General features: G+C 64.5%; 17 protein-coding genes. 7 read left to right on the forward strand and 10 right to left on the reverse strand.

Translation table 11 applies throughout. The features are described from left to right. Positions 1-8 precede the first annotated feature (8 nt). Entirely contained in the window at positions 9-1,352 is a 1,344-nt protein-coding gene (gene pssA / locus BLP99_RS16310; RefSeq protein ID WP_092180985.1) for a CDP-diacylglycerol--serine O-phosphatidyltransferase, read from the reverse strand. A 123-nt stretch (positions 1,353-1,475) separates the two neighbouring features. On the opposite strand from pssA, the gene BLP99_RS16315 reads away from it, so the two are divergent. The 3 genes from BLP99_RS16315 to BLP99_RS16325 all read left to right on the forward strand — a co-directional run bounded on the left by BLP99_RS16315 (position 1,476) and on the right by BLP99_RS16325 (position 3,340). Next, the gene (locus BLP99_RS16315; RefSeq protein ID WP_072391619.1) at positions 1,476-2,048 is read left to right on the forward strand and encodes a TetR/AcrR family transcriptional regulator; all 573 of its coding nucleotides are present in this window, start codon (positions 1,476-1,478) and stop codon (positions 2,046-2,048) included. 54 nt (positions 2,049-2,102) lie between these two features. Continuing rightward, positions 2,103-2,582 (forward strand): nuclear transport factor 2 family protein, encoded by a 480-nt coding sequence (locus BLP99_RS16320; RefSeq protein ID WP_092180988.1) that lies wholly within the window; start codon positions 2,103-2,105, stop codon positions 2,580-2,582. A 356-nt stretch (positions 2,583-2,938) separates the two neighbouring features. Beyond that, a complete protein-coding gene (locus BLP99_RS16325) occupies positions 2,939-3,340 on the forward strand; it encodes a hypothetical protein (RefSeq protein WP_092180991.1) in 402 nt (133 codons plus the stop codon). Between the two features lie 102 nt (positions 3,341-3,442). Here the strand turns inward: BLP99_RS16325 and BLP99_RS16330 are convergent, their stop codons facing one another. The 4 genes from BLP99_RS16330 to BLP99_RS16345 form a co-directional block, all read right to left on the reverse strand. Then, the gene (locus BLP99_RS16330) at positions 3,443-5,866 is read right to left on the reverse strand and encodes a TonB-dependent receptor (protein ID WP_092180994.1); all 2,424 of its coding nucleotides are present in this window, start codon (positions 5,864-5,866) and stop codon (positions 3,443-3,445) included. A 67-nt stretch (positions 5,867-5,933) separates the two neighbouring features. Then, positions 5,934-6,878, reverse strand: coding sequence for a FecR family protein (locus tag BLP99_RS16335; protein WP_092180997.1), 945 nt, complete (start codon positions 6,876-6,878; stop codon positions 5,934-5,936). Beyond that, positions 6,878-7,387, reverse strand: coding sequence for a sigma-70 family RNA polymerase sigma factor (locus BLP99_RS16340; protein ID WP_072391603.1), 510 nt, complete (start codon positions 7,385-7,387; stop codon positions 6,878-6,880). Before BLP99_RS16340 ends, BLP99_RS16335 begins: the two co-directional genes overlap by 1 nt. Before the next feature lie 180 nt (positions 7,388-7,567). After that, entirely contained in the window at positions 7,568-8,089 is a 522-nt protein-coding gene (locus tag BLP99_RS16345; protein ID WP_072431002.1) for an SgcJ/EcaC family oxidoreductase, read from the reverse strand. A 259-nt stretch (positions 8,090-8,348) separates the two neighbouring features. On the opposite strand from BLP99_RS16345, the gene BLP99_RS16350 reads away from it, so the two are divergent. From BLP99_RS16350 to BLP99_RS16365, 4 genes are read left to right on the forward strand one after another with little or no spacing between them, the layout of a single operon-like run. Next, complete coding sequence (locus BLP99_RS16350) at positions 8,349-9,533, forward strand: sensor histidine kinase (protein WP_092181000.1); 1,185 nt, start codon at positions 8,349-8,351, stop codon at positions 9,531-9,533. Further along, positions 9,530-10,198, forward strand: a complete 669-nt coding sequence (locus tag BLP99_RS16355; RefSeq protein WP_072391597.1) for a response regulator — start codon at positions 9,530-9,532, stop codon at positions 10,196-10,198. Before BLP99_RS16350 ends, BLP99_RS16355 begins: the two co-directional genes overlap by 4 nt. Further along, on the forward strand, positions 10,195-12,507 hold the full coding sequence (locus BLP99_RS16360; RefSeq protein ID WP_076407041.1) for an ATP-binding protein: 2,313 nt from the start codon (positions 10,195-10,197) through the stop codon (positions 12,505-12,507). The genes BLP99_RS16355 and BLP99_RS16360 overlap by 4 nt, the downstream gene beginning before the upstream one ends. Continuing rightward, complete coding sequence (locus BLP99_RS16365) at positions 12,504-12,968, forward strand: response regulator (RefSeq protein ID WP_072391594.1); 465 nt, start codon at positions 12,504-12,506, stop codon at positions 12,966-12,968. Before BLP99_RS16360 ends, BLP99_RS16365 begins: the two co-directional genes overlap by 4 nt. Positions 12,969-13,008: 40 nt before the next feature. Here BLP99_RS16365 and BLP99_RS16370 read toward each other — a convergent pair whose 3' ends face one another. The 5 genes from BLP99_RS16370 to BLP99_RS16390 form a co-directional block, all read right to left on the reverse strand. Further along, positions 13,009-13,839 carry an energy transducer TonB gene (locus tag BLP99_RS16370; protein WP_072391591.1) on the reverse strand — a complete coding sequence of 277 codons (831 nt, stop codon included), beginning with the start codon at positions 13,837-13,839 and terminating at the stop codon, positions 13,009-13,011. Next, positions 13,836-14,282, reverse strand: a complete 447-nt coding sequence (gene tolR, locus BLP99_RS16375) for a protein TolR (protein WP_072391587.1) — start codon at positions 14,280-14,282, stop codon at positions 13,836-13,838. The genes BLP99_RS16370 and tolR overlap by 4 nt, the downstream gene beginning before the upstream one ends. A gap of 13 nt (positions 14,283-14,295) precedes the next feature. Beyond that, the gene (tolQ, locus tag BLP99_RS16380) at positions 14,296-15,003 is read right to left on the reverse strand and encodes a protein TolQ (protein WP_092181007.1); all 708 of its coding nucleotides are present in this window, start codon (positions 15,001-15,003) and stop codon (positions 14,296-14,298) included. A 64-nt stretch (positions 15,004-15,067) separates the two neighbouring features. Continuing rightward, entirely contained in the window at positions 15,068-16,987 is a 1,920-nt protein-coding gene (locus BLP99_RS16385; protein ID WP_092181010.1) for a phytase, read from the reverse strand. Between the two features lie 110 nt (positions 16,988-17,097). Next, entirely contained in the window at positions 17,098-19,626 is a 2,529-nt protein-coding gene (locus BLP99_RS16390) for a TonB-dependent receptor (RefSeq protein WP_072458782.1), read from the reverse strand. Positions 19,627-19,701: the final 75 nt, after the last annotated feature.

The following is a 19,701-nucleotide window of genomic DNA, read 5'->3' on the forward strand; positions in this document are numbered from 1 at the left end:
GCCAGTGTTCACAGGATCCGGTAGAGCAGCCGTTCTATCCGCACACGGCTGACCCGCTTGAGGAACTTGGCCACCGCCGCCGGGTAATCCGGCAAGGCTTCCAGGTCCAGGTAGCGCTCGATCCGATGAGTGTGCCGGTAGATCTGTTCGAGTTCGGCCTGGCGTGGTGCCAGCAGCTCGCCCTTGGGATCGTCCAGTAGCAAGGCGTTTTCCAGGTCCAGGCGAAAGGCCCGGGGGTTGAGGTTGTTGCCGGTCAGCAAGGTATAGCGCTCGTCGACCCACATGCCCTTGAGGTGATAGCTGTTGTCGCCATCGCGCCACAGGTGCAGGTTCAACAGGCCGCTGTCGATGTAGCGCTGGTGCCGCCTGGCGAAGCGCCGCAGGCTGATCTCATACAGGTAGGGCAACGCGGCGATGATCTTGAACGGCTCGCTCGGCGGGATGAAGAAGTCGTTGGCGGTCTTGTCGCCGACGATGATGTCGATCCTGACGCCACGGGCCAGGGCTCGGTTGATCTCGCGGGTCAGCGCCAGGGGCAGGTTGAAGTACGGGGTACAGATCGTCAGTTGGCGACGACTGCTGGCGATCAGCTCGACGATGACCCGGCTCAACGGATTGTTCTTGCCCACCCCCAGCAACGGACTGACCGACAGGCCGTGCCTGTCGAGGCTGCCGGCGCTGGTGTCGTAGGCCGCGTGCTTGAGCCGGCTGCGCAGGTCGCCGATGTCATTGCGCAGGCTGCGGGTGCTGGGCAGGTTCGGCAGGTCCAGGCGGTGCACGGCCTTGGACGCGATCAGGCCGTGCTGCACCAGATGGTGCATCGAGTCGGCCAGGGCGGCGTTGTGCAGCAGGTGATAGCGGTCGTAGCGATACTTGTCGAACTTGTGCAGGTACACATTGTTCAGGCTCGCGCCGCTGTAGAGCACGCAATCGTCGATCACGAACCCCTTGAGGTGCAGCACCCCGAACAGCTCGCGGGTCTGCACCGGCACGCCGTAGATCGGCACTTCACTGGCATGGGTGCGCGTCTGCTCCTGGTACCACGCCGAGTTGCCCGGCTGTTTCTTGGCGCCGATCAGCCCGCGCTGGGCCCGCAGCCAGTCCACCACCACGACCACTTCCAGTTCGGGACGCGCGGCCTTGGCGGCATGCAGGGCATCGAGGATTTCCTGGCCGGCCTCATCCTGTTGCAGGTACAGGGCGACGATGTAGATGCGCCGGGTAGCCTGGGCGATCTTCTCCAGCAGGCAGCGGCGGAATTCGGCCGGGCCATCGAGGATGGCCACGGCATCGGCAGGCAGTGCAAAGCTGCGCAGCTTGGGCAGCAAGGGGCGTTTGAAAAGCGACGGCATAGGGCTCGCAATAAGATCGATTCCAAAGAACGGATGAGCTTACACCATGGACGAGGCCGGGTCTTCCCGTCGTCATGAAAAAAACATTTGACCAAGGAGAACGATCGTTCTACTGTCTATCCCATGAATGAAATCATTAGCAATGACACACGAGACATCATCCTCGATGTCGCCGAAAAGTTGATCTATAAAAGTGGCATCGCGGCCACCGGCATGGATCTGCTGGTGAAAACCGCCGGCGTCTCCAGGAAAAGCGTTTATCGCTACTTCGCCAACAAGGACGACCTGATCGTGGCCGCCCTCAAGCGACGGGACGAACGCTGGATGCACTGGTTCAGCACCGAGGTCGACAAGGCCCCGACCCCGGCCGCACGCCTGTCCAACCTGTTCACCGTACTCAAGGGCTGGTTCCAGAGCGAGGGTTTTCGCGGCTGTGCGTTCATCAATACCAGCGGCGAAACCGGCGACCCGCAAGACCCGGTCCGCCTGGTGGCGAAGCTGCATAAACAGAAACTGCTCGACTACGTCACCCGACTTTGCACCGAACAAGGCGTCGAGCACCCGGACGCCCTGGCCCGGCAGCTGCTGATCCTGATTGATGGCGCCATTACGGTCGCGCTGGTCATGGGCGATCACAGTGCCGCCGATGATGCCCAGGACATGCTGCACACGTTGTTGTTGGAAAAGAAGCAATAAACCTGCCCCGTTGAACTTTGTGAACTTGATTCATCACCCCACTGGAGATTTGCCATGTCATCTTGCGCTGAAGTTCGTCCACCGTTGCCGCCCTTTACCCGTGAATCGGCCATCGAGAAAGTCCGCCTGGCCGAGGATGGCTGGAATTCCCGTGACCCGCAGCGGGTATCGCTGGCCTATACCCTGGATACCCAATGGCGCAACCGCGCCGAGTTCGCCCATAACCGGGAAGAAGCCAAGGCATTCCTGACGCGCAAATGGGCCAAGGAACTGGATTACCGCCTGATCAAGGAACTCTGGGCCTTTGCCGACAACCGCATCGCCGTGCGCTACGCCTACGAATGGCACGACGATTCGGGCAACTGGTTCCGCTCCTATGGCAATGAGAACTGGGAATTCGATGAACAGGGCCTGATGAGCAACCGGTATGCCTGCATCAACGACATGCCGATCAAGGAAAGCGAGCGCAAGTTCCACTGGCCACTGGGACGCCGCCCGGACGATCATCCGGGCCTGTCCGAGCTGGGGCTGTAGTCCTTAAACGCTGCTGCGAGGGACCGTTGCTCGCGGGCAACGGTCCCTGGCGGCCGGCCAGGAAGCCAGCAACGTAGCGGCTGGCGGCACACGCCTCGACGCCGCCCCCACCATCAGTTCGTTGCCGTGGATATACTCGATGGGGAGCGCAATGCAGCCGCCCATGCCGAGATACTGGGGTCGCTGCCGCGCGAGGATTCGCTCGAATCGAGGCAGAAACAGACGAGCGGATCGTGCCCGGCGACAGACAAGCGGCCTGATGACGGGGTTGACCCCGATACCATCAGGCATCACATTGCCTGGGCCGCCGGCAGATCCGGCGGCAGTTGCATTGTGTCGCAGAGTTTGTGGAGCCCATGACCGCGTCGATTCCGATCCGTCCCCCCTGCCCGCCCGGCGTTTGCGATTGCGGCCGCGTTGCGTTGCTGGAAACGCCCGGCGCAGACTTGCGCATCCTTTGCCTGAACCGCCAGGAAGAAAAGCGCCTGCTCGAACGCCTGGAAAGCATCCAGGACCTGGCCGAGCTGGAACGGTTGCAGCAGCGCCTGTATGAGAATCTCGGGGTACGCCTGACCATAGAGCCGGGCTACAACGAAGTCAGGACCATGCGCGGCATCGTCATCGAATTCCAGCCGCAACCGGGGCTGTGCCGCAAGATTCGCCAGTCGATCCCCGCTGCCATTCGCCGCGCGCTGGAGAAACGTCCGCAAATCGCCTGGCGACTGCTGGACGCCCACGACCTGTTCCGCGACACCTGATTGACGGGGTGCCTGGCGGGCCTGTTTCACGCCGCGACCGAACAGCCCTCCCCCCCATGCTGACGCCTGGAAATGGCTCCCTCCCTGGAGCTCTACGACGGGTCAGAAATCGACGGTCGCTGACAGCAGGTAGGTGCGCGGCGTCGACAGCGTCAAGCCTGGTTCGCTGTCGTCCGAGGCACCGGCCGAGCTCCAGTAGCGTTTGTCCGCCACGTTCTCGATGTTGGCGCGCAAGGTGATGTTCTTCTCGTCGACCTTGAATGCATAGCGGGCGCCCACGTCGAAACGGAACCAGGAGTCGATTTCCTTGACGTTGGACTGGTCCAGGTATTGCGAGCTGGAATAGATGCCGCGACTGGTCAGGGCCAGGCCCTGCATCGTCGGCACGTCCCACTCGGCTCCTAGGTTGACGTTGAATTTGGGGGTGGCCGGGGCCCGGTTGCCATCGAAAGCGCCGCCCGTGGTATCGGTCAGCTCGCTGTCGATGTACATCACACCTCCGAGCAGGCGGGTGCCCTTGATCGGCTCACCGAAGACACTCAGTTCCACGCCGCTGTTCTCGCGCTTGCCATTGGGTCCGAAGACACGGGTGGTGGCATCGGTGGCATAGGCCGGCTGCTTGATCCGGAACAGCGCCGCCGTCAAGGCGAATGGACCTGCGTCATACTTGGCCCCCACTTCGACCTGGCGACTGATGAACGGCGGGAAAATCTCGTCCTCGTTTATCGAGGTCGACGGTGCGATCTTGCCCTGGCTCAGGCCTTCCATGTAGTTGGCATACAAAGACAGTCTGTCGGTGGCCTTGAACAGGAGGCCACCCGACGGCGAGACCTTCTCTTCGTCGTAGGCCGTGTCGCCTTTGACATGGTTGGTCCAGTCATCCACCTCCACCCGCTGCCACCGGGCACCGAGGGTCAACAACAGCCGGTCATCGAAGAAGCCCAGGGTGTCGGACAGTGCCACGCCGCTGAAGTGGTTCTCGGTGTAGACCTTGTCGTCCTGTCGCGTAGGCCTGCTGGGGGTCGGGGTCTGTACCGGGTCGTACAGGTTGCTGCGGCCGTTGGCATAGCGGGCGCCGCCATTGGTGAAGTCCATGTAGAAATAACTGGCGGCCAGGTTGACCTCATGGCTCACCGGCCCGGTGTGGAACCAGTTGCGAACCCCGGCCGTGGCCGTCCGGACATTTTCGTCCCGGGTGAAATCCCGTGGCTGAACGGTGAAGTCGCCGGCGTCATTGCTCACCGAGACGTTATGGCGAAGGAAGTCATGGTTGCTTTTACGCGCTCCGACACCGCCATACAGCATCACGGCATCGTTGACATCGAATTCGGCGTTCACCGTACCGAAGGTGTCTTTGGTCCGCGCCTTGGTCCAGGGCTGCGCATAGTTGTCGCGCACGTCGCTGGCATGGGGAACCTGGGCATTGGCGCCCACTTGTACGCGCTCCTGCGGTGCATCCGTATCGCGCTCGGTATGACCAATGTCGGTGGACAGACGCAGGCGTTCGCCGCGGAAGTCCAGGCCCAGCACGGCCATCTCCCGATCCACGCTCTGGTGGTCCCACTCGGTGTCGCCGGACTGCTTGACGCCGTTGAAGCGGATGCCGAACTTGTTGTCTTCGCCGAACCGCCGACCGACGTCCACCGCACCGCCCAGTTGGTTGTTGGAGGCGTAGTTGCCGGTGAACGAGGTGATGGGCTTGTCGCTCGCGCGCTTGGGCACCACGTTGATGCCGCCGCCCACGCTGCCACGTGGCGAGATTCCGTTGATCAGTTGGGTCGGGCCCTTGAGGATATCGACCCGGTCGGCCATTTCCATGTCGATGGTGTATGTCGGCAAGACACCGTAGAGACCGTTGTAGGCCACATCACTGTTGAACAGACTGAAACCACGGATGGTGAATTGCTCATAGCGGCCACCCGCCGGGTTGGTGGAACGAACCGAGGGGTCGCTGGCGATCAGGTCGCCCAGGGTCCGCGCCTGTTGGTTCTTTACCGTCTCGCTGGTGTAGGTGGTCATGCTGAACGGCGTTTCCATGAAATCCCGCGAGCCCAGCAAGCCCTGTGAGCCACGACGCGCCACCTGGCCGCCGGCATACACGTCGCCTCCCGAGGTAGCACCGGCTCCGAGAATCGAGGTGGGCGCCAGTTGCAGGCTGCTGCCTTCCGGCGCGGGCACCAGGACATAGGCCTGTTCACCCACCGGTTGCAATTGCAGGCCGGAGCCCTGCAGCAGACGGGCAAAGCCCTCCTCAACACCGTATTCGCCCGCGAGGCCGGGGCTGTTGCGGCCGCTGACCAGGGACGGATCCACCGACAGGTTGACCCCCGCCAGACCGGCGAACCGGGTCAGTGCGGCGCTGAGGCTGCCGGCCGGCACCTGGTAGCTGCGCCGGGACGCATCCTCGGCCTGGCTGGTGGCGATGAAGAATGGGCTGGCACTCAGGCTCAGCATCAGGCTCAGGTTCAACAGCGGACGCCAGCCGGCAACGGCCGGGCGAAAACGCAAAGGTACTGCTACGGACATTGGAGGGAGCTCTCGTTTTTGTTCACTTGCCTTGAATGACAAGCGAGACAAAAAAAGGGGACAGGCTTCAGGCGATATTTTTACGAGGGACCAGCGTGACCCAGTACCCGGTGCGCATTTGCACATCCAACGGCAGGCTGGCCGCCAGCAGCGCAAGGATCCGATCGGTGTTTTCCAGGCGGAAGCTCCCGGTCACCCGTAGCGACTCCAGGCTCTGGTCCCAACGCAACACGCCCGGACGATAACGGTCCAGCTCTCGCAGAAAATCCCCCAACGGCTGGTTCTGCGCCACCAGCACGCCGTCGCGCCAGCCCAACTGAGCCACATCGAAGACACTCACAGGCCCTGCGCCGGCGGCCTGTAAACTGACCTGCTGGCCTTTCTCCAACGTCAGCGACAACCCATGCAGCGGCTGCAGTTGCGCTGAACCGCTGAGCAACGACACCTGGCAACTGCCCTGGCTCAACCGCACACAGACTTCGCCATCCCAGAGGGTGATCGTCCCATAAGGTGCCTGGACGGTCAGCGGCATATCGCCCGCGACCTTAAGGGCCATCTCGCCTTGGACCAGAAGCACTCGCCGTGCCTTGAGATCCAGGTCCACGGCGCTGTCGGTGTTCAACTGCAATACGCTGCCATCCACCAGCGACCAGCGCCGCTGTTCTCCGGTGGCGGTGTGCAAGTCGGCCCGCAAGGCTTGCAGCGGCAGCTCTCGTCCCAGCATCCAGGCGGCCGGCACCAGTGCAGCGACGCCCAAGGCCCGCTTGAGTACATCGCGCCGAGGCAGGGATGGCCGATCCAGGGTCGCCATGCCCAACTCAGGAGGCACACCGGCGAATCGCTGACGCAATCGCAGGGCCTTCTGCCAGGCCGCCTCATGCTGGGCACAGCTGTCCCGCCAACGCTGCAGGCCGGCGGAATCGAATTTACCGTCACCAACGTCCATCATGGCCAACCAGCGAGCCGCCGCCCGGGCCACTTCCCGGGCTTCGGGGCAAGGAGCCGGGTTCATCAGAAGTCCACCAGCAGGCAATGCTCGTAGGCCTGGGCCATGTAGCGCTTGATGGTGCGCTCGGACACCTGCATGCGCTCGGCGATTTCCCGGTAGCCCAGCCCTTCGAGCTGGCTCCACAAAAAGGCCCGCCGCACCAGGGGCGGCAGGCCATCGAGCAACTCATCCAGGGCGTGCAGGGTTTCGAGCAGCAACCAACGTTGTTCGGGAGACGGTACGCACGCTTCGGGCAAGCTCGCCAATGCGTCGAGATAAGCCTGCTCCAGGTTGCGCCGGGTGTAGAAATTGCTCAGCAGCCGCTTGCCGATCGTCAGCAGATAGGCGCGAGGCTCGTGCAGGTCGGCCAGGGGCTGGGCGCTGGACAGCACTCGCAGGAAGGTATCCTGGCGCAGGTCCGCGGCATCCCAGGCGTTGCCCATGCGCCGCCTCAGCCAGCCTTCCAGCCAGCTGCCGTGATCACGGTACAACGTATGTAGGGACTGCTCCGCCGGCGTAGCTGCATCAAACATGTCAAGAGGCCCTGCGCATGGAATGTCTCAAATGAGACTGATTCTAATTAATATTCATGCGCTAATCCAAGTCCTTTATGCCCCATGAATGCATAAAGCCCTGCTCGCCGGGCGATGACTCGGCCTTGCCGAGAAACGACAACGCCCTTGCAAGCAAGGGCGCGGGTGCGGCAAGACGGGTCAGTGGCTGGCGTGCAGGACTTTCGGCACCTCCGGCATGGCCGAAGAGTGATGGTTGATGATCTTCCACTGCCCATCCAGGCGTTCGTAGAGGAAGGTATAGCGGGCCTGGACATCCCGCTTGCTGCCGTCGGCGTTGGTGAGCGTGAAGGTGTAGACCCCACTGTCCATGGCCGCATCGGGGCCCATATGACGGATCTCCCGGTAATTGATCGTTCCCACCGGCTTGCCGGTCAGGAAGTGATCGAAGTAGTCCTGGATCTGTGCCGGTGTGGTGCGCACCTTGTTGGACAGCGTCGGCTGCAGGATGGCGTCCGGCGCATAAAGGCTGGTCATTGCCCTGGCACTGCCGGTCTTCAGCGTGGTGTTCCACTGGTCGAAGAGCGCAGCGATTTCGCGATCACCCACGTCTTTCGGCTGTTCGGCCACGGTGCGATACACGTAAGGCGTGGCATCGGCCGCATGGACCAACGGCGAGGTCAGCACAAAAAAGGCGGCAAGGGCGAAGGTTTTCATTTTCATCGTGGGGCTCCTTTGGGTTTCAATGACCCCACTTTGCCGGCCGCCCGCACCGCCGCCATCGGCCAACCGGTGCCGATCGACTATGCCGTTCGGCAGATGGGCCCCGCCACCGACACGCTCTAGGCTGTACATGCAAAGCCAACGATTGACGACCAGGCAAGGCGGTTTTCAACGCAGCCTGATCGTCGCGCAGGTACTTTTCATGCAAGGCTTGATACCGCCTCGCGACCGAATCGGTCCCTTTGATACCGGAGCCCCCATGCAAAGCCCTCCCCATGATCCCGGCAGCGCCCTGGCCATTCGGACCCAGTATCGCCAGTCGCAAAGCCGTGCCGCGCGCCTGGGCCTGCTGCTGGGCACCGGCCATGAACTGACCCGGCTGCCGCTGGCCCAGATGCGCCAGCGCGTGGTGCAACGGGCCTGTGCGTTCATGGCCATGGATCACGGCCTGCTGTTGGAGTGGACGGCGGATGATCCGCTGCGCACCCTCGCCAGCCATGGCAGCGGCGAGCGCCTGGAACGGCTCGCCAGCCTCGCCCATTCGCCTTCGGCCGACCCGCAATGGCTGGAGTGCCCCGGCAGCGTCCTGCCGCAAGTGCTGCGCGTGCCCTTGCGCACCTTCGACGGCGCGGTATCCCGAGTCTTGCTGCTGGGCAACAGCGTGACCATCACGGCGCCGGACAACGAAGACATCGACTCGCTGCAACTGCTAGCGACACTGTTGGCCGCGCATCTGGAGAACCATCGGCTGCTCGAAGCGCTCCAGGCCCGGGAGCGCACCATGTCGGAGCTGGTCCATCGCCTGTTCAGTGCCCAGGAGGACGAGCGCAAGCGCGTGGCCTACGACCTGCACGACGGCCTGGCGCAGAATCTGGCCGGCCTGCATCAACGCTTGCAGGGCTTCGCCGGGCGCTGCCCCTCCCTGCCTCCGGAGCTGGCGAACGAGTTGCAGACCATCCTGGCCCTGGCCAAGGGCTGCGTCGGTGAAGGCCGGCAATTGATCGGCGGCCTGCGCCCCCATGTGCTGGATGACTTTGGCCTGTACAAGGCTGTCGACAAGGAAGCCGATCGCCTGCGCGAGGCGGGACTGGCGGTGAGCTGGGACGATCACAGCGCCGCCCGCCTGCCCGGCGCGGTAGAGATCGCCCTGTTCCGCATCGCGCAGGAGGGCATCAATAATATCCTCAAGCACGCCCAGGCCAGCCATGCGCGCCTGGGCCTGTCGGTGAGCGACGGCCAGGCCTGCCTGCGGGTCGAGGACGACGGCCGTGGCTTCGCCCTGCGGCAACCTGTCGAAACCAATGGCCGCTGCCACCTGGGGCTGGCCGCGATGCAAGAGCGCGCCAGCCTTCTGGGAGGGCAATTGAGCTGTTCGAGCGCCCCCCTGGGCGGGACCCGGCTGCTGATCCGCGTACCACTGCCCGCCCATGGAGAGCAGCCATGACCGCGCCCATACGCCTGTTGCTGGCCGACGATCATGAAGTCACCCGCACCGGGTTCATCGCCATGCTGGCCGCAAGCGAAGGTTTCGAGGTGGTCGGCCAGGCCCGAGATGGCCAGGAAGCCCTGGACCTGTGCGAGCGGCTGCACCCGGACATCGCCATCCTCGACATCCGCATGCCGGTGCTCAACGGCCTGGGCGCGGCGCGCCTCCTGCGACAACGCCAGCCCTTCATCAAAGTCATGATCTTCACCATGGACGACAGCCCCGACCACCTGGAAGCAGCCATCGATGCCGGTGCCGTTGGCTACCTGCTCAAGGACGCCAGCCGCGAGGAAGTGCTGGATGCCCTCCGGCGGGTGGCCCGGGGCGAAGAGACCTTGAACAGCGCCGTCAGCGCCCGCTTGCTGCGGCGCATGGCCGAGCGCGGAGGCAGCGCCGCCGCTCAATTGCAGGCCCTCACGACCCGGGAACGCCAGGTGCTGGGCCTGGTGGCGGGCGGTTTCAGCAACCGGGAAATCGGCGAAAAGCTCGGCATCGCCCCCGGCACCGCCAAGGCCCATGTGGAGCGGGTCATCGGCAAGCTGGGCGCCGCCGACCGGACCCAGGCCGCGGTGCGCGGCATCGCCCTGGGCCTGGTGGCGCAACCCGCCGGGCAATGGCCATGAAGCTGCGGATCACGCGTCGCTGGGACGACTTGCCCCTGCGAGGCAAGGCCCTGGTGGTGATTTCCCTGCCGCTGGTGGTGCTGTTGCTGTCGCTGGTGCTGATCTACTTCACCGAACGCCAGACTGCCCGCGCCGAGGAGGACGTTCGCCGGGTGTTGCGGGTCCAGGGTGATATCCAGGCGGTCCATACCCTGCTGGCCGAAGCAGCGGCCAGCGTGAGGGGCTACCTGTTGACCCGCCGCGAGGACTTCCTGCCCGGCTACGAAAAGGCCACGTCGCTGATCCAGGCCGCCCTGCAACGCCTGGACCACAACATCCGCGACGCCAGCGTGCGCGATCATCTGCAGACCATCACGCCGCTGATCGAGGAGAAACTCGACGGATTGGCGGCGCTGCGCAACGGCAGGGCCGATGACACCGAGGCCATCACGGCGATCCTGATCGAAAACAAGCAGGTGCTGGACGTGCTGCGCGAACAGATCAACGCCATGCGCATCCGTGAGGACGCCCTGCTCGACGAACGCAGCGCCGCCGCCTCGGCCACCCGCATGCGCCTGCTGTTCGCCACGTTGCTGGCGGCGGTGTGCGGTCTGTTCGGTGCGATAGTCGCGGTGCTGTTCCTGTCCAAGGGCATCGTTGCCCGGGTGCAGCAGGTGCAAGGCAACGCCCAGCGCCTGGCCCTGGGCCAACCCTTGCTGCCGCAACCACCGGAACAGGACGAGATCGGGCAGTTGGGCACCCGCCTGGTGGAGGCCGGGCAACTGCTGGCCGAGCGCGAGCGGGCGCTGCGGGACAACGAGGAACGGCTGCGGCTGATCATCGACGGCGTGAAGGACTACGGGATCTTCGCGCTGGATGCCCAGGGCCACGTGATCACCTGGAATGCCGGCGCCGAGCGGATCAAGGGCTATACCGAACAGGAAATCCTCGGTCGGCATTTTTCCCTGTTCTACCTGGCCGAGGAATGCCCGGCACATCCGGACATGGCCCTGCGCGAAGCCACCCGCGACGGCCATTACATGGAAGAAGGCTGGCGCTGTCGCAAGGATGGCAGTCGCTTCTGGGCCAGCGTGGTCATCACGGCCCAATACGACGCCACCGGCGCCCTGCGCGGTTTCTCCAAGATCACCCGGGACATCACCGACCGGCGTGCCGCCGAGATCGCCCTGGGCACTGCCCGCGAAGAAGCGGAAAGCGCCAGCCGGGCCAAGAGCGAGTTTCTGTCGCGCATGAGCCATGAGTTGCGCACGCCCCTCAATGCCATCCTCGGCTTCGCGCAGTTGCTGGACATGGACTCCACGGCCGGGCAGCGCCCCCAGGTCAGCCATATCCTGCGCGCCGGCCAGCACCTGCTGGCGCTGATCAACGAGGTGCTGGACATCGCCCGCATCGAGGCCGGCCGCCTGCCGCTGAATATCGAGCCCATCGCTCTGTCGGCGGTCCTGCACGAGGCCCTGACGCTGGTTTCGCCCATGGCCGCCGACGCCGGCATTCGTCTCGTCGAACTGCCGCCGCTTCCGGAGGGCACTGGTGTGCGGGCCGACCGTCAGCGCCTGGTCCAGGTGCTGCTCAACCTGCTGTCCAACGCCATCAAGTACAACCGTCCCGGCGGCGAGGTGCGCATCGAAGTGACCGCCCAGGCCCATCAGGTCAGCATCGCCGTCAGCGATACCGGGCACGGCATTGCCCTCGATCAACTGGCGCAGTTGTTCAAGCCGTTCGAACGCCTGGACGCCGATCCCCAGGTCGAGGGCACCGGCCTCGGACTGTCCCTGAGCAAGAGCCTGCTGGAAATGATGCAGGGCAGCCTCCAGGTGCACAGCGTGCCGCAACAGGGTTGCTGCTTTACCCTGCTGTTGCCGGCCGCCCAGGTGAGCGACAGCCATTCGGCGCCCATCGCGCCCCTGGCGGTGGCCCGCCCACCCGTCCAGTACCACGGCAAGGTCCTGTGCATCGAAGACAACCTTTCGAGCCTCGCGCTGATCGAGACCCTGATGCAACGCCGTCCGGGCATCCAGCTGCTGTCGAGCATGCAGGGCCAGATAGGCCTGGACCTGGCGCGCCAGCACGCGCCGCAACTGATCCTGCTGGACGTGACCCTGCCGGACCTGGAGGGCCTGGAAGTCTTGCGTCGCTTGCGCCAGTCCCCCGCCACTGCCGCGACGCCGGTGCTGATGATCACCGCCGACGCCAGCGACCTGACCCACCGAGCCCTGCAGGATGCCGGCGCCACGGCGATCCTGACCAAACCCATTCACATCCAGGCCTTCCTGGCCCATCTTGAGCACTATCTGCCGGAGCCCGCATGAACCGCGACCTGCGCATCCTGATCGTCGACGATCAGCGCCCCAACCTGGACCTGATGGAGCAATTGCTGGCCCGCGAAGGCCTGCATAATGTGCTGAGCAGCACAGAACCGCTGCGCACCCTCGACCTGTTCAACAGCTTCGAGCCGGACCTGGTGATCCTTGACCTGCACATGCCCGCCTTCGACGGCTTCGCCGTACTGGAACAGCTCAACCGCCGCATACCGGCCAACGACTACCTGCCGATCCTGGTCCTGACCGCCGACGCGACCCGGGACACCCGTCTGCGGGCGCTGGCCCTGGGCGCGCGGGACTTCATCAGCAAGCCCCTGGATGCGCTGGAAACCATGCTACGCATCTGGAACCTGCTGGAGACCCGCGCGCTGTACAAGGCGTTGCGCACCTTGATCCCATCCCAGCAGATCGAACTGCTGCGCCAGCATCGGCCCGCCGACCCGGCCTAGGCGCTGTACCGCGAACCTTGCGTGGACGGTTGTCCGCAGCTCATTTGATCCGATAGTGGAAGGTATTGCGCACCGCCGGCACGGTCACCGCCTTGCCATCGATGATCCGGGGCTGATAACGAAAGCCCTGGGCCGCGGCCAGGGACGGACGGATGAACAGTGGATGGCAACCGTCGAGTACCTTGGGATTATCGATGCGCCCATCCGGCGTCACGCTGTATTCCACCGTGCAGTCGCCTTCCAGGCCTTTGTCCAGGGCACGCTGCGGATAATCCGGGGCCTGCTTGCTCAACGGCTGGTAGCTGCGGCTGTCGGCGGCAGCCAGGCGGGCCTGCTCGGCCTGGTGTTGCCGGGCCAGTTCATCGGCCTGCCTGGCCTGGCGTTGTTGTTCGGCGGCCTGCTGGGCTTCCTGCAAGTGCCGCTCATGCTCCGCACGCCGCTCGTTCTCTACGCGCTCGCGTTGCTGTCGGGCCTGTTGCTCGCGTTTGTGCTCCTCTACCCGTTTGCGCGCCAAGGCTGCCTGTTCGAGTTTTCGCGCCTGGAGGCTCGGGTCCGGGATGGGCTTGGCCGTTTCGGGCCGGGGCATCTCGGCCGGCGCCGGGACGGACTCCACCGGTTGCGCTGCCACAGGTTCCAGCGGGGCCGGGGCGGCCGCCTCGGGCGCAGGGGCCGGCAGCATCACCCATTGCGTGCGTAGCACCCGGGCTGCCTCCGCGGCAGGCTTTTCCACGCTCCAACCCAGTACCAGCAAGGCCGCCACGGCAGCGTGCAGGGCCACTGCGAGCCCGGCCGCCAGGCTGTTTTGCCAGAAACGGTGGCTGGCCGCTACCGGCAGGTTCATGGAAGAACTGTGCATGATCATCGCCGTCATTGCGGCGCCTCGGTCACCAGTCCCAGGTTGCTCACGCCGCCCTGCTGCAAGGCGGCCATGGCGGCGACGACCCGGCCGTAATCGGCATGATCGTCGGCCCGGATATACACCTGGGTGTCGCTGCGCTCGGCAACCACCTGGGCCACCTTGGCCCGCATCTGCTCCAGGTCCACGGCGCTGTCGGTCTGGTGTCGGGTGTCCAGTTCGTCGCCCAGGTTCCAGTAGTAGCCGCCTTCGGCCTTGACCGACAGGGTCAGGATCCGCTGGCGACTGTCGTTGGCCAGTGCCTCGCTCGCGACCTTGGGCAGTTCTATCTTCACACCCTGGGTCAGCATGGGCGCGGTGACCATGAAAATCACCAGCAACACCAACATCACGTCGATGTAAGGCACCACGTTCATTTCGGCCTTGGGCCCGTGCTTGCGTTGTGGCTTGACTAGCATCTGCCCTCTCCTTTCAAGCGGCCGAAGCCAGGTTCACCGGGGCGCCGTGCAGCTTGCGATGCAGACGGGCCTGCAACTCGTTGCCGAAGGCGTAGTAGCAGGTCAGCAGGGTCTGGCCACGGGCGGCGAACCGGTTGTACGCGATCACCGCCGGGATTGCGGCGAACAGGCCGATGGCCGTGGCGATCAGCGCTTCGGCGATGCCCGGCGCTACCGTGGAGAGGCTGGCCTGCTGTACCTGGGACAGGCCGAGGAATGCGTTCATGATCCCCCAGACGGTGCCGAACAGACCGATGTAGGGGCTGACCGAACCGACGGTGGCGAGCAATTGCAGGCCCTTTTCCAGTTGCACTTCCTGCTCGCTGATCGCCACTTGCAGCGAACGCTCCACCCCTTCGAGCACCACCTCGGGTTGGCAGGAAGGTTGGTGGAACTGAGTGAAGGCCAGCAGGCCTGCCTGGAAAATCGGCGTGATGCCGCCGTCCACGTCCCTGGCCTGGGCACTTTCGCGGTACAGGGGCAACAGGTCCTGGCTGCTGCGAAAACGCTGCATGAAACCCTTGAGCTGTCGCTCGTTGCGTTGCAGCACCGTGCTGCGCTGGATGATCAGGTACCAGCTCGACAGCGACGCCAGCAACAGCGTGAGCATGACCGCCTTGACCAGCAGACTCGCGTCGCCGATAAGGCCCCAGATCGTCATGTGTTCCAAAGTGGCTTGCATGGGTAGAACTCCTGTCTGGCTGCTATTCGATGAAATGTTCGTGACCGGTTGATGACAGCGTCGCTCAAGGCAGGCGCAGCGCCCTGGCGATATCGGCCCAGGGCACGAACTTGAAGTTCTGGGCCTGTTCGGGCATGCGCTTGCGTCCGTCCTGGACCACCAGCATCCCCTGGCTCCAGGGCCCGCCGAGGTTGACCGAAGTGACTTCCAGGCCGTCGGTTTCCGAGGCGCCGTCGATACCCGCCGCCGCATTCAAGCCGACCCGCAAAGCACCGCGTACGGCGAAAGGCGGCGCGGCATCGAGCACCAGGTAGCTGTCGTTGCCCTGGCTGGACACCACCAGGTAATCGCCGCCGTCGCCTCGGTACAGGGCCATGCCTTCGACGTCGGCGTGCAGTTGCGGGCCGACTTCAATCACGCGGGTCAAGGTGGCCGGCTGGTCGGCCCGGGCATCCACGGCCCAGACGCCGACGTCTTCCTCCCCCAGGAACAACCGCTGATGGCGCTCATCGGCCACGCAGCCTTCAGGCTGGCTATCGACGCTGAACTGGCGCACCAACTCGCCCTTGACCAGCCCATCCGGGGCGCTGAGGCGATATTGCAGGTAGCGGCCGTCCTTGCCGTTGACGAAGGCATACAACTCGCCCTCGGCGGGCTGGAACAGGCAGATGCCGTAGATGTCCTCCAGCGGCGTGGGGACCTCGCCCGCTTCGCGCAGCTGGCCACTGGCGCGGTCGATGCTGAACAGGCTCAGGCTGTTGCGGTCGCGGTTACTGGCCACCGCCAGGTCGACGGTTTGCATGCCGAGTTTGAAATTGGCCCGCAAGTCGACGTTGTTCAGACGCCCCACCGACAGCTCCTGCAGCAATTTGCCTTGCAGGTCGTAGGCGAGCAGCCCTTGCTTCTTGTTGGTGCCCAGCACCCGGCTCGCCCCGGGCGTCGTCGGGTGCACCCAGATCGCCGGGTCATCCGCGGCGTCGCCCTGGCGAGCCACCGGTTCGCTCTGGGCGACGGCAGCCACGCTGGGCAACACCGGCGCCAGCGTTACCGGCGCCGGTTGCCAGCGGATTTCGCCCTGGTACAGCTGGCCGTTGTCGTCGTCCCGCAGTAGCACTTCGAGCGCGTCTTTTGTCAACCGTGCCGCCAGGCCTTCCGGCTCTTTCAGGCCTGCCAGGGCCAGGATGCCCCGGGACGTCCATCCCGCGTCCGTTTGCTGGTACAGATGCAATTGCGCGGCGTCGGGATCGAGGCCCAGCATGCCCCCCGGCATCACCGCCATGGCACCTGCCGTCTGCCGGATATCCCCGAACGGCGTGCGCGTCGCCACGGGCATCCGCACGGTCTCGGCTTCAGCGGACGCCGGATAGGCCCACCAGCCGACCCGCTCTTCGTTGACGAACAACTGGCCGGCGGCGTCCTGCACCTGGCAGGTCTTGGCGTCCGGTGGCAATGGCAGACCGCGCACGCGCTGGGGCTTCGCACTCAATTGCCCGTCGGCGCCTACCAGCCATTGTTCGCCCTTGCCCTCTTCGCCCACCAGGAACACGAACAGGTTGCTCGCCTCATCGCGGTACAGGCACAGGCCGTTGACCGGAAAGTCCCGGGTGGGCAGGTACACCGGCGCCCCCCATCGGCGGCCCTTGGGGTCGAGGTTGACCAGTACCGCCTGCTGGCGCGTGCTGTCGAGGCTGGCGACCAGCACGTCGGTGCCGAGGGTGCGGCTGTCGAGGCCTTCGAAACGACCCTTCAGGCGCGCCAGTTCGCGGCCTCGGGCATCGAGCAGCAGCAGCCCGTCGCGCCCGGCGGCCAGGCGTTCGCGGGTCTGCTCGCCGGGCAGGAACGTCAGCGCATCCAGGGAACGTGCCTGGGTCGGCGCCCAGGGTTGCAGCGTCAGGCCGGGGCTGGCTGGAGCCGCCAGGGCCGGGCCGGTGGCCAGGCCGATCAACATTGCCAGCCAATAGTGCTTGGAAAAACCGATATTCATATCCAACGCAAAATCCTTGTCATCGAGCCGGGCTCAAAGTGGTTTTTATTTACCTTGTGGCGAGAGGGTTTCGCTGAGTCCCCTCGCCACAGAAAGATCAGCCCCGTCATTCAGAAATGCGTGAAGGTCAGCCCCAGCTTGTAGGTCGGGCCGTACTCCTCGTACTGGCCGTTGTAGGAGCGATGCCCGGTGTAGACGAAATACGGCTCGTCGGTGAGGTTCTGGGCCTCCAGGCTGACCTGCAAGTTCTTGGTCAGCGAATAGCGGGCGCTGAAGTCGACGAAGGTCTGGGCATCGACGTGCAGGTCGTGATCGCGGTCGCCGATGGACGCCAGTTCGAACAGATACGCCGACTTGTAGTTGGCCGACAGGCGCAGGCTCAGCTTGTCGTCTTCCCAGCCCAGCATCAGGTTGCCAACCGTGTCGGACTGGTTCGGCAGATCGATGCTGCGCTTGCGCTGGGTACCGCTGGCCTGGTCGAAGCCTTCGATTTCGGCATCCGAACGACTGAAGGTGGCATTGGCACCCAGCAGCAGGCCGTTCCAGGGCGCCGGCAGCCAGTCGAATTTTTGTGAGTAGGCCAGTTCCAGGCCATACAACTTGGCGCTGTCGCCGTTGGCATAGCTGTGGGCTTCGGCAAAATCCGTCCAGGCGCCGGTGCCGGCCAGGTCGGTGTTGTAGACGAAGTGCTTGATGTCCTTGTAGAACACGAAGGCCGAGACGGTGCCGGCATGGCCCATGAAATGCTCGATGCCCAGGTCCAGGTTGCTCGACTCCAGCGGCTTGAGGTCCGGGTTGCCGAAGGTTGCCTCGTCATCGTCGATGACGAAGCCCGGCGCCAGTTGCCCAAAGGTCGGACGCACCACGGATTTGGTCCAGGCCGCACGGACCTGGGTGTTCTTGTCCAGCTGGTAGCGCGCGTGCAGTCCTGGCAGCCAGTGGTGGTACTTGCGACGGGTCTGGGTGTCGGTGAATACGCCGTCGGTGGCGCCGGTGCCCTTGGCTTCGAATTCGGTGCCTTCGTAGCGCATGCCGGCGATGAAGCGCCAGTCGTCGATGTCGACGGTGTTCATCAGGTACGCGGCATTGATGTCTTCGCTCATCTTGAAGTCGTTGACCCGGGACTCCTGCTCGTCGAAAAACGCATCGCGATCCAGGCCGCCCAGCAATTGCTTGATGGCACCGGGGCTGATGCCCGGTCCGTAATGCCCGAGGCGGTAGTCCACATTGCCTTTCTGGAATTGCCCGAGGTTGAGCTGTTCGTCGGTGAAGCCCAGGTCATCGAAGTCTTCATAGACCCAGGCGTCCAGGTCGTTGTCCTTGTCGCGCCGGCTCACCTTGCCGCCGAACTTGACCTGGGAGGCATAGCCGCTCAAGTCATAGTCCCGGGCCAGGTCCAGGCGCAGGTTTTTCTCGGTGTCGGTGGTTTTCTGTTCCTCCCAGTCCACCTTGTCGAGGCTGAAGTTGGTCGGGTCGTAGAACCCCGGGCCGATGATCGGTCGCGGCTTGTCACTGTCGTAGAAACCACCGTCGAAACCGTCGATACCCTTGAAGGTGGCGCCGGCGATATGGCCCGGGCTGTCCTCGCTGGAGCGGCTGTAGCCGCCCTGGCCGCTGAGGGTCCAGAGGCCGAACATGCGCTCGCCACCCAGCACGTAGGACTGGATTTCCTGGGTTTCCTCCCGCTGCTTGAGTTTGCGCTCGCCTTCGGCAGCCCCCACCTCGCCCGGCGCTTGCGGGTCGTCGAAGGCAATGCTGGCGGCATTGCGCACTTCGCTGTCCTTGTAGCGGCTGTACAGGGTGCGCAGGTAATAGCTGCTGAAGTCGTCGGGCTTGTAGTCGAAGTTCAAACCGCCCCCGGCCCGTTCACGGCGGATGTCGTAGTCGCGCTGTTCGAACTCTTCGAGCCGCGAGCCTTGCTCGAAATCCCAGGCGCCCCCGGTTTCGACGTTGTCCGAACCGAAGTCGCGCTTCTGCCAGCTCAGCGCGGCGGCCACACCGAAGTTGTCGATGCCATCGCCCAGGCTGAAGCGGTCGCTGGCGGCACCAGAGAATTTCGGGCTGGTCTGGCCGGTGTTCTTGTCGTAGCTGGCTTCGCTGCTCCCGGTGTAGAACAGGCCCTTGTGGTCGAAGGCCGAGAGGCTTTTCACATCCACCGTGCCGCCGAGGGAGTTGGCGTCCATGTCTGGCGTCAGGGTCTTGATCACCGACAGCGACTGCACCAGCTCCGATGGCAATACGTCCAGCGCCACGGCCCGTCGTTCGCTTTCCGGGGCCGGCACCAGCGTGCCGTTGATGGTCACACTGTTGAGGTCCGGCCCCAGGCCCCGCACGCTGACAAACCGTCCCTCGCCCTGGTCGCGCTCCACGGCGACACCGGGCAGGCGCTGCACCGCCTCGGCGACGTTCTCGTCCGGCAACTGCGCCACGCCGTCGGCATGCACCACGCTCTTGATGCTGTCGGCGCTGCGCTGTTCCTTGAGGGCCTGATCGATACTGGCCGCCTGCCCCACCACTTCAACGTGTTCCGTGGCGCCGGCGGACTGCTCTGCGGCGTTCAGTCGTTCACTGGCGATGGCCATCGCCAACGCGGTGAACGTGAATCCCACGAGCCCGGCAGTGCTTGTGCGGTGATGCATGATGGTCCTCCCCGGAATCCGAAATCCGCCAGGCAATGGCCCGGCAACTGGGAGGGCACGCTAGGGCCGGGCAAT

This window comes from Pseudomonas sp. NFACC32-1, assembly GCF_900101215.1.
In the GTDB taxonomy this organism is placed as follows: Bacteria; Pseudomonadota; Gammaproteobacteria; order Pseudomonadales; family Pseudomonadaceae; genus Aquipseudomonas.

Excerpts from the sequence above, each read along its gene's own strand:
- pssA (WP_092180985.1), bottom strand. The coding sequence starts at position 1,352 with ATGCCGTCGCTTTTCAAACGCCCCTTGCTGCCCAAGCTGCGCAGCTTT.
- BLP99_RS16315 (WP_072391619.1), top strand. The coding sequence starts at position 1,476 with ATGAATGAAATCATTAGCAATGACACACGAGACATCATCCTCGATGTC.
- BLP99_RS16320 (WP_092180988.1), top strand. The coding sequence starts at position 2,103 with ATGTCATCTTGCGCTGAAGTTCGTCCACCGTTGCCGCCCTTTACCCGT.
- BLP99_RS16325 (WP_092180991.1), top strand. The coding sequence starts at position 2,939 with ATGACCGCGTCGATTCCGATCCGTCCCCCCTGCCCGCCCGGCGTTTGC.
- BLP99_RS16330 (WP_092180994.1), bottom strand. The coding sequence starts at position 5,866 with ATGTCCGTAGCAGTACCTTTGCGTTTTCGCCCGGCCGTTGCCGGCTGG.
- BLP99_RS16335 (WP_092180997.1), bottom strand. The coding sequence starts at position 6,878 with ATGAACCCGGCTCCTTGCCCCGAAGCCCGGGAAGTGGCCCGGGCGGCG.
- BLP99_RS16340 (WP_072391603.1), bottom strand. The coding sequence starts at position 7,387 with ATGTTTGATGCAGCTACGCCGGCGGAGCAGTCCCTACATACGTTGTAC.
- BLP99_RS16345 (WP_072431002.1), bottom strand. The coding sequence starts at position 8,089 with ATGAAAATGAAAACCTTCGCCCTTGCCGCCTTTTTTGTGCTGACCTCG.
- BLP99_RS16350 (WP_092181000.1), top strand. The coding sequence starts at position 8,349 with ATGCAAAGCCCTCCCCATGATCCCGGCAGCGCCCTGGCCATTCGGACC.
- BLP99_RS16355 (WP_072391597.1), top strand. The coding sequence starts at position 9,530 with ATGACCGCGCCCATACGCCTGTTGCTGGCCGACGATCATGAAGTCACC.
- BLP99_RS16360 (WP_076407041.1), top strand. The coding sequence starts at position 10,195 with ATGAAGCTGCGGATCACGCGTCGCTGGGACGACTTGCCCCTGCGAGGC.
- BLP99_RS16365 (WP_072391594.1), top strand. The coding sequence starts at position 12,504 with ATGAACCGCGACCTGCGCATCCTGATCGTCGACGATCAGCGCCCCAAC.
- BLP99_RS16370 (WP_072391591.1), bottom strand. The coding sequence starts at position 13,839 with ATGACGGCGATGATCATGCACAGTTCTTCCATGAACCTGCCGGTAGCG.
- tolR (WP_072391587.1), bottom strand. The coding sequence starts at position 14,282 with ATGCTAGTCAAGCCACAACGCAAGCACGGGCCCAAGGCCGAAATGAAC.
- tolQ (WP_092181007.1), bottom strand. The coding sequence starts at position 15,003 with ATGCAAGCCACTTTGGAACACATGACGATCTGGGGCCTTATCGGCGAC.
- BLP99_RS16385 (WP_092181010.1), bottom strand. The coding sequence starts at position 16,987 with ATGAATATCGGTTTTTCCAAGCACTATTGGCTGGCAATGTTGATCGGC.
- BLP99_RS16390 (WP_072458782.1), bottom strand. The coding sequence starts at position 19,626 with ATGCATCACCGCACAAGCACTGCCGGGCTCGTGGGATTCACGTTCACC.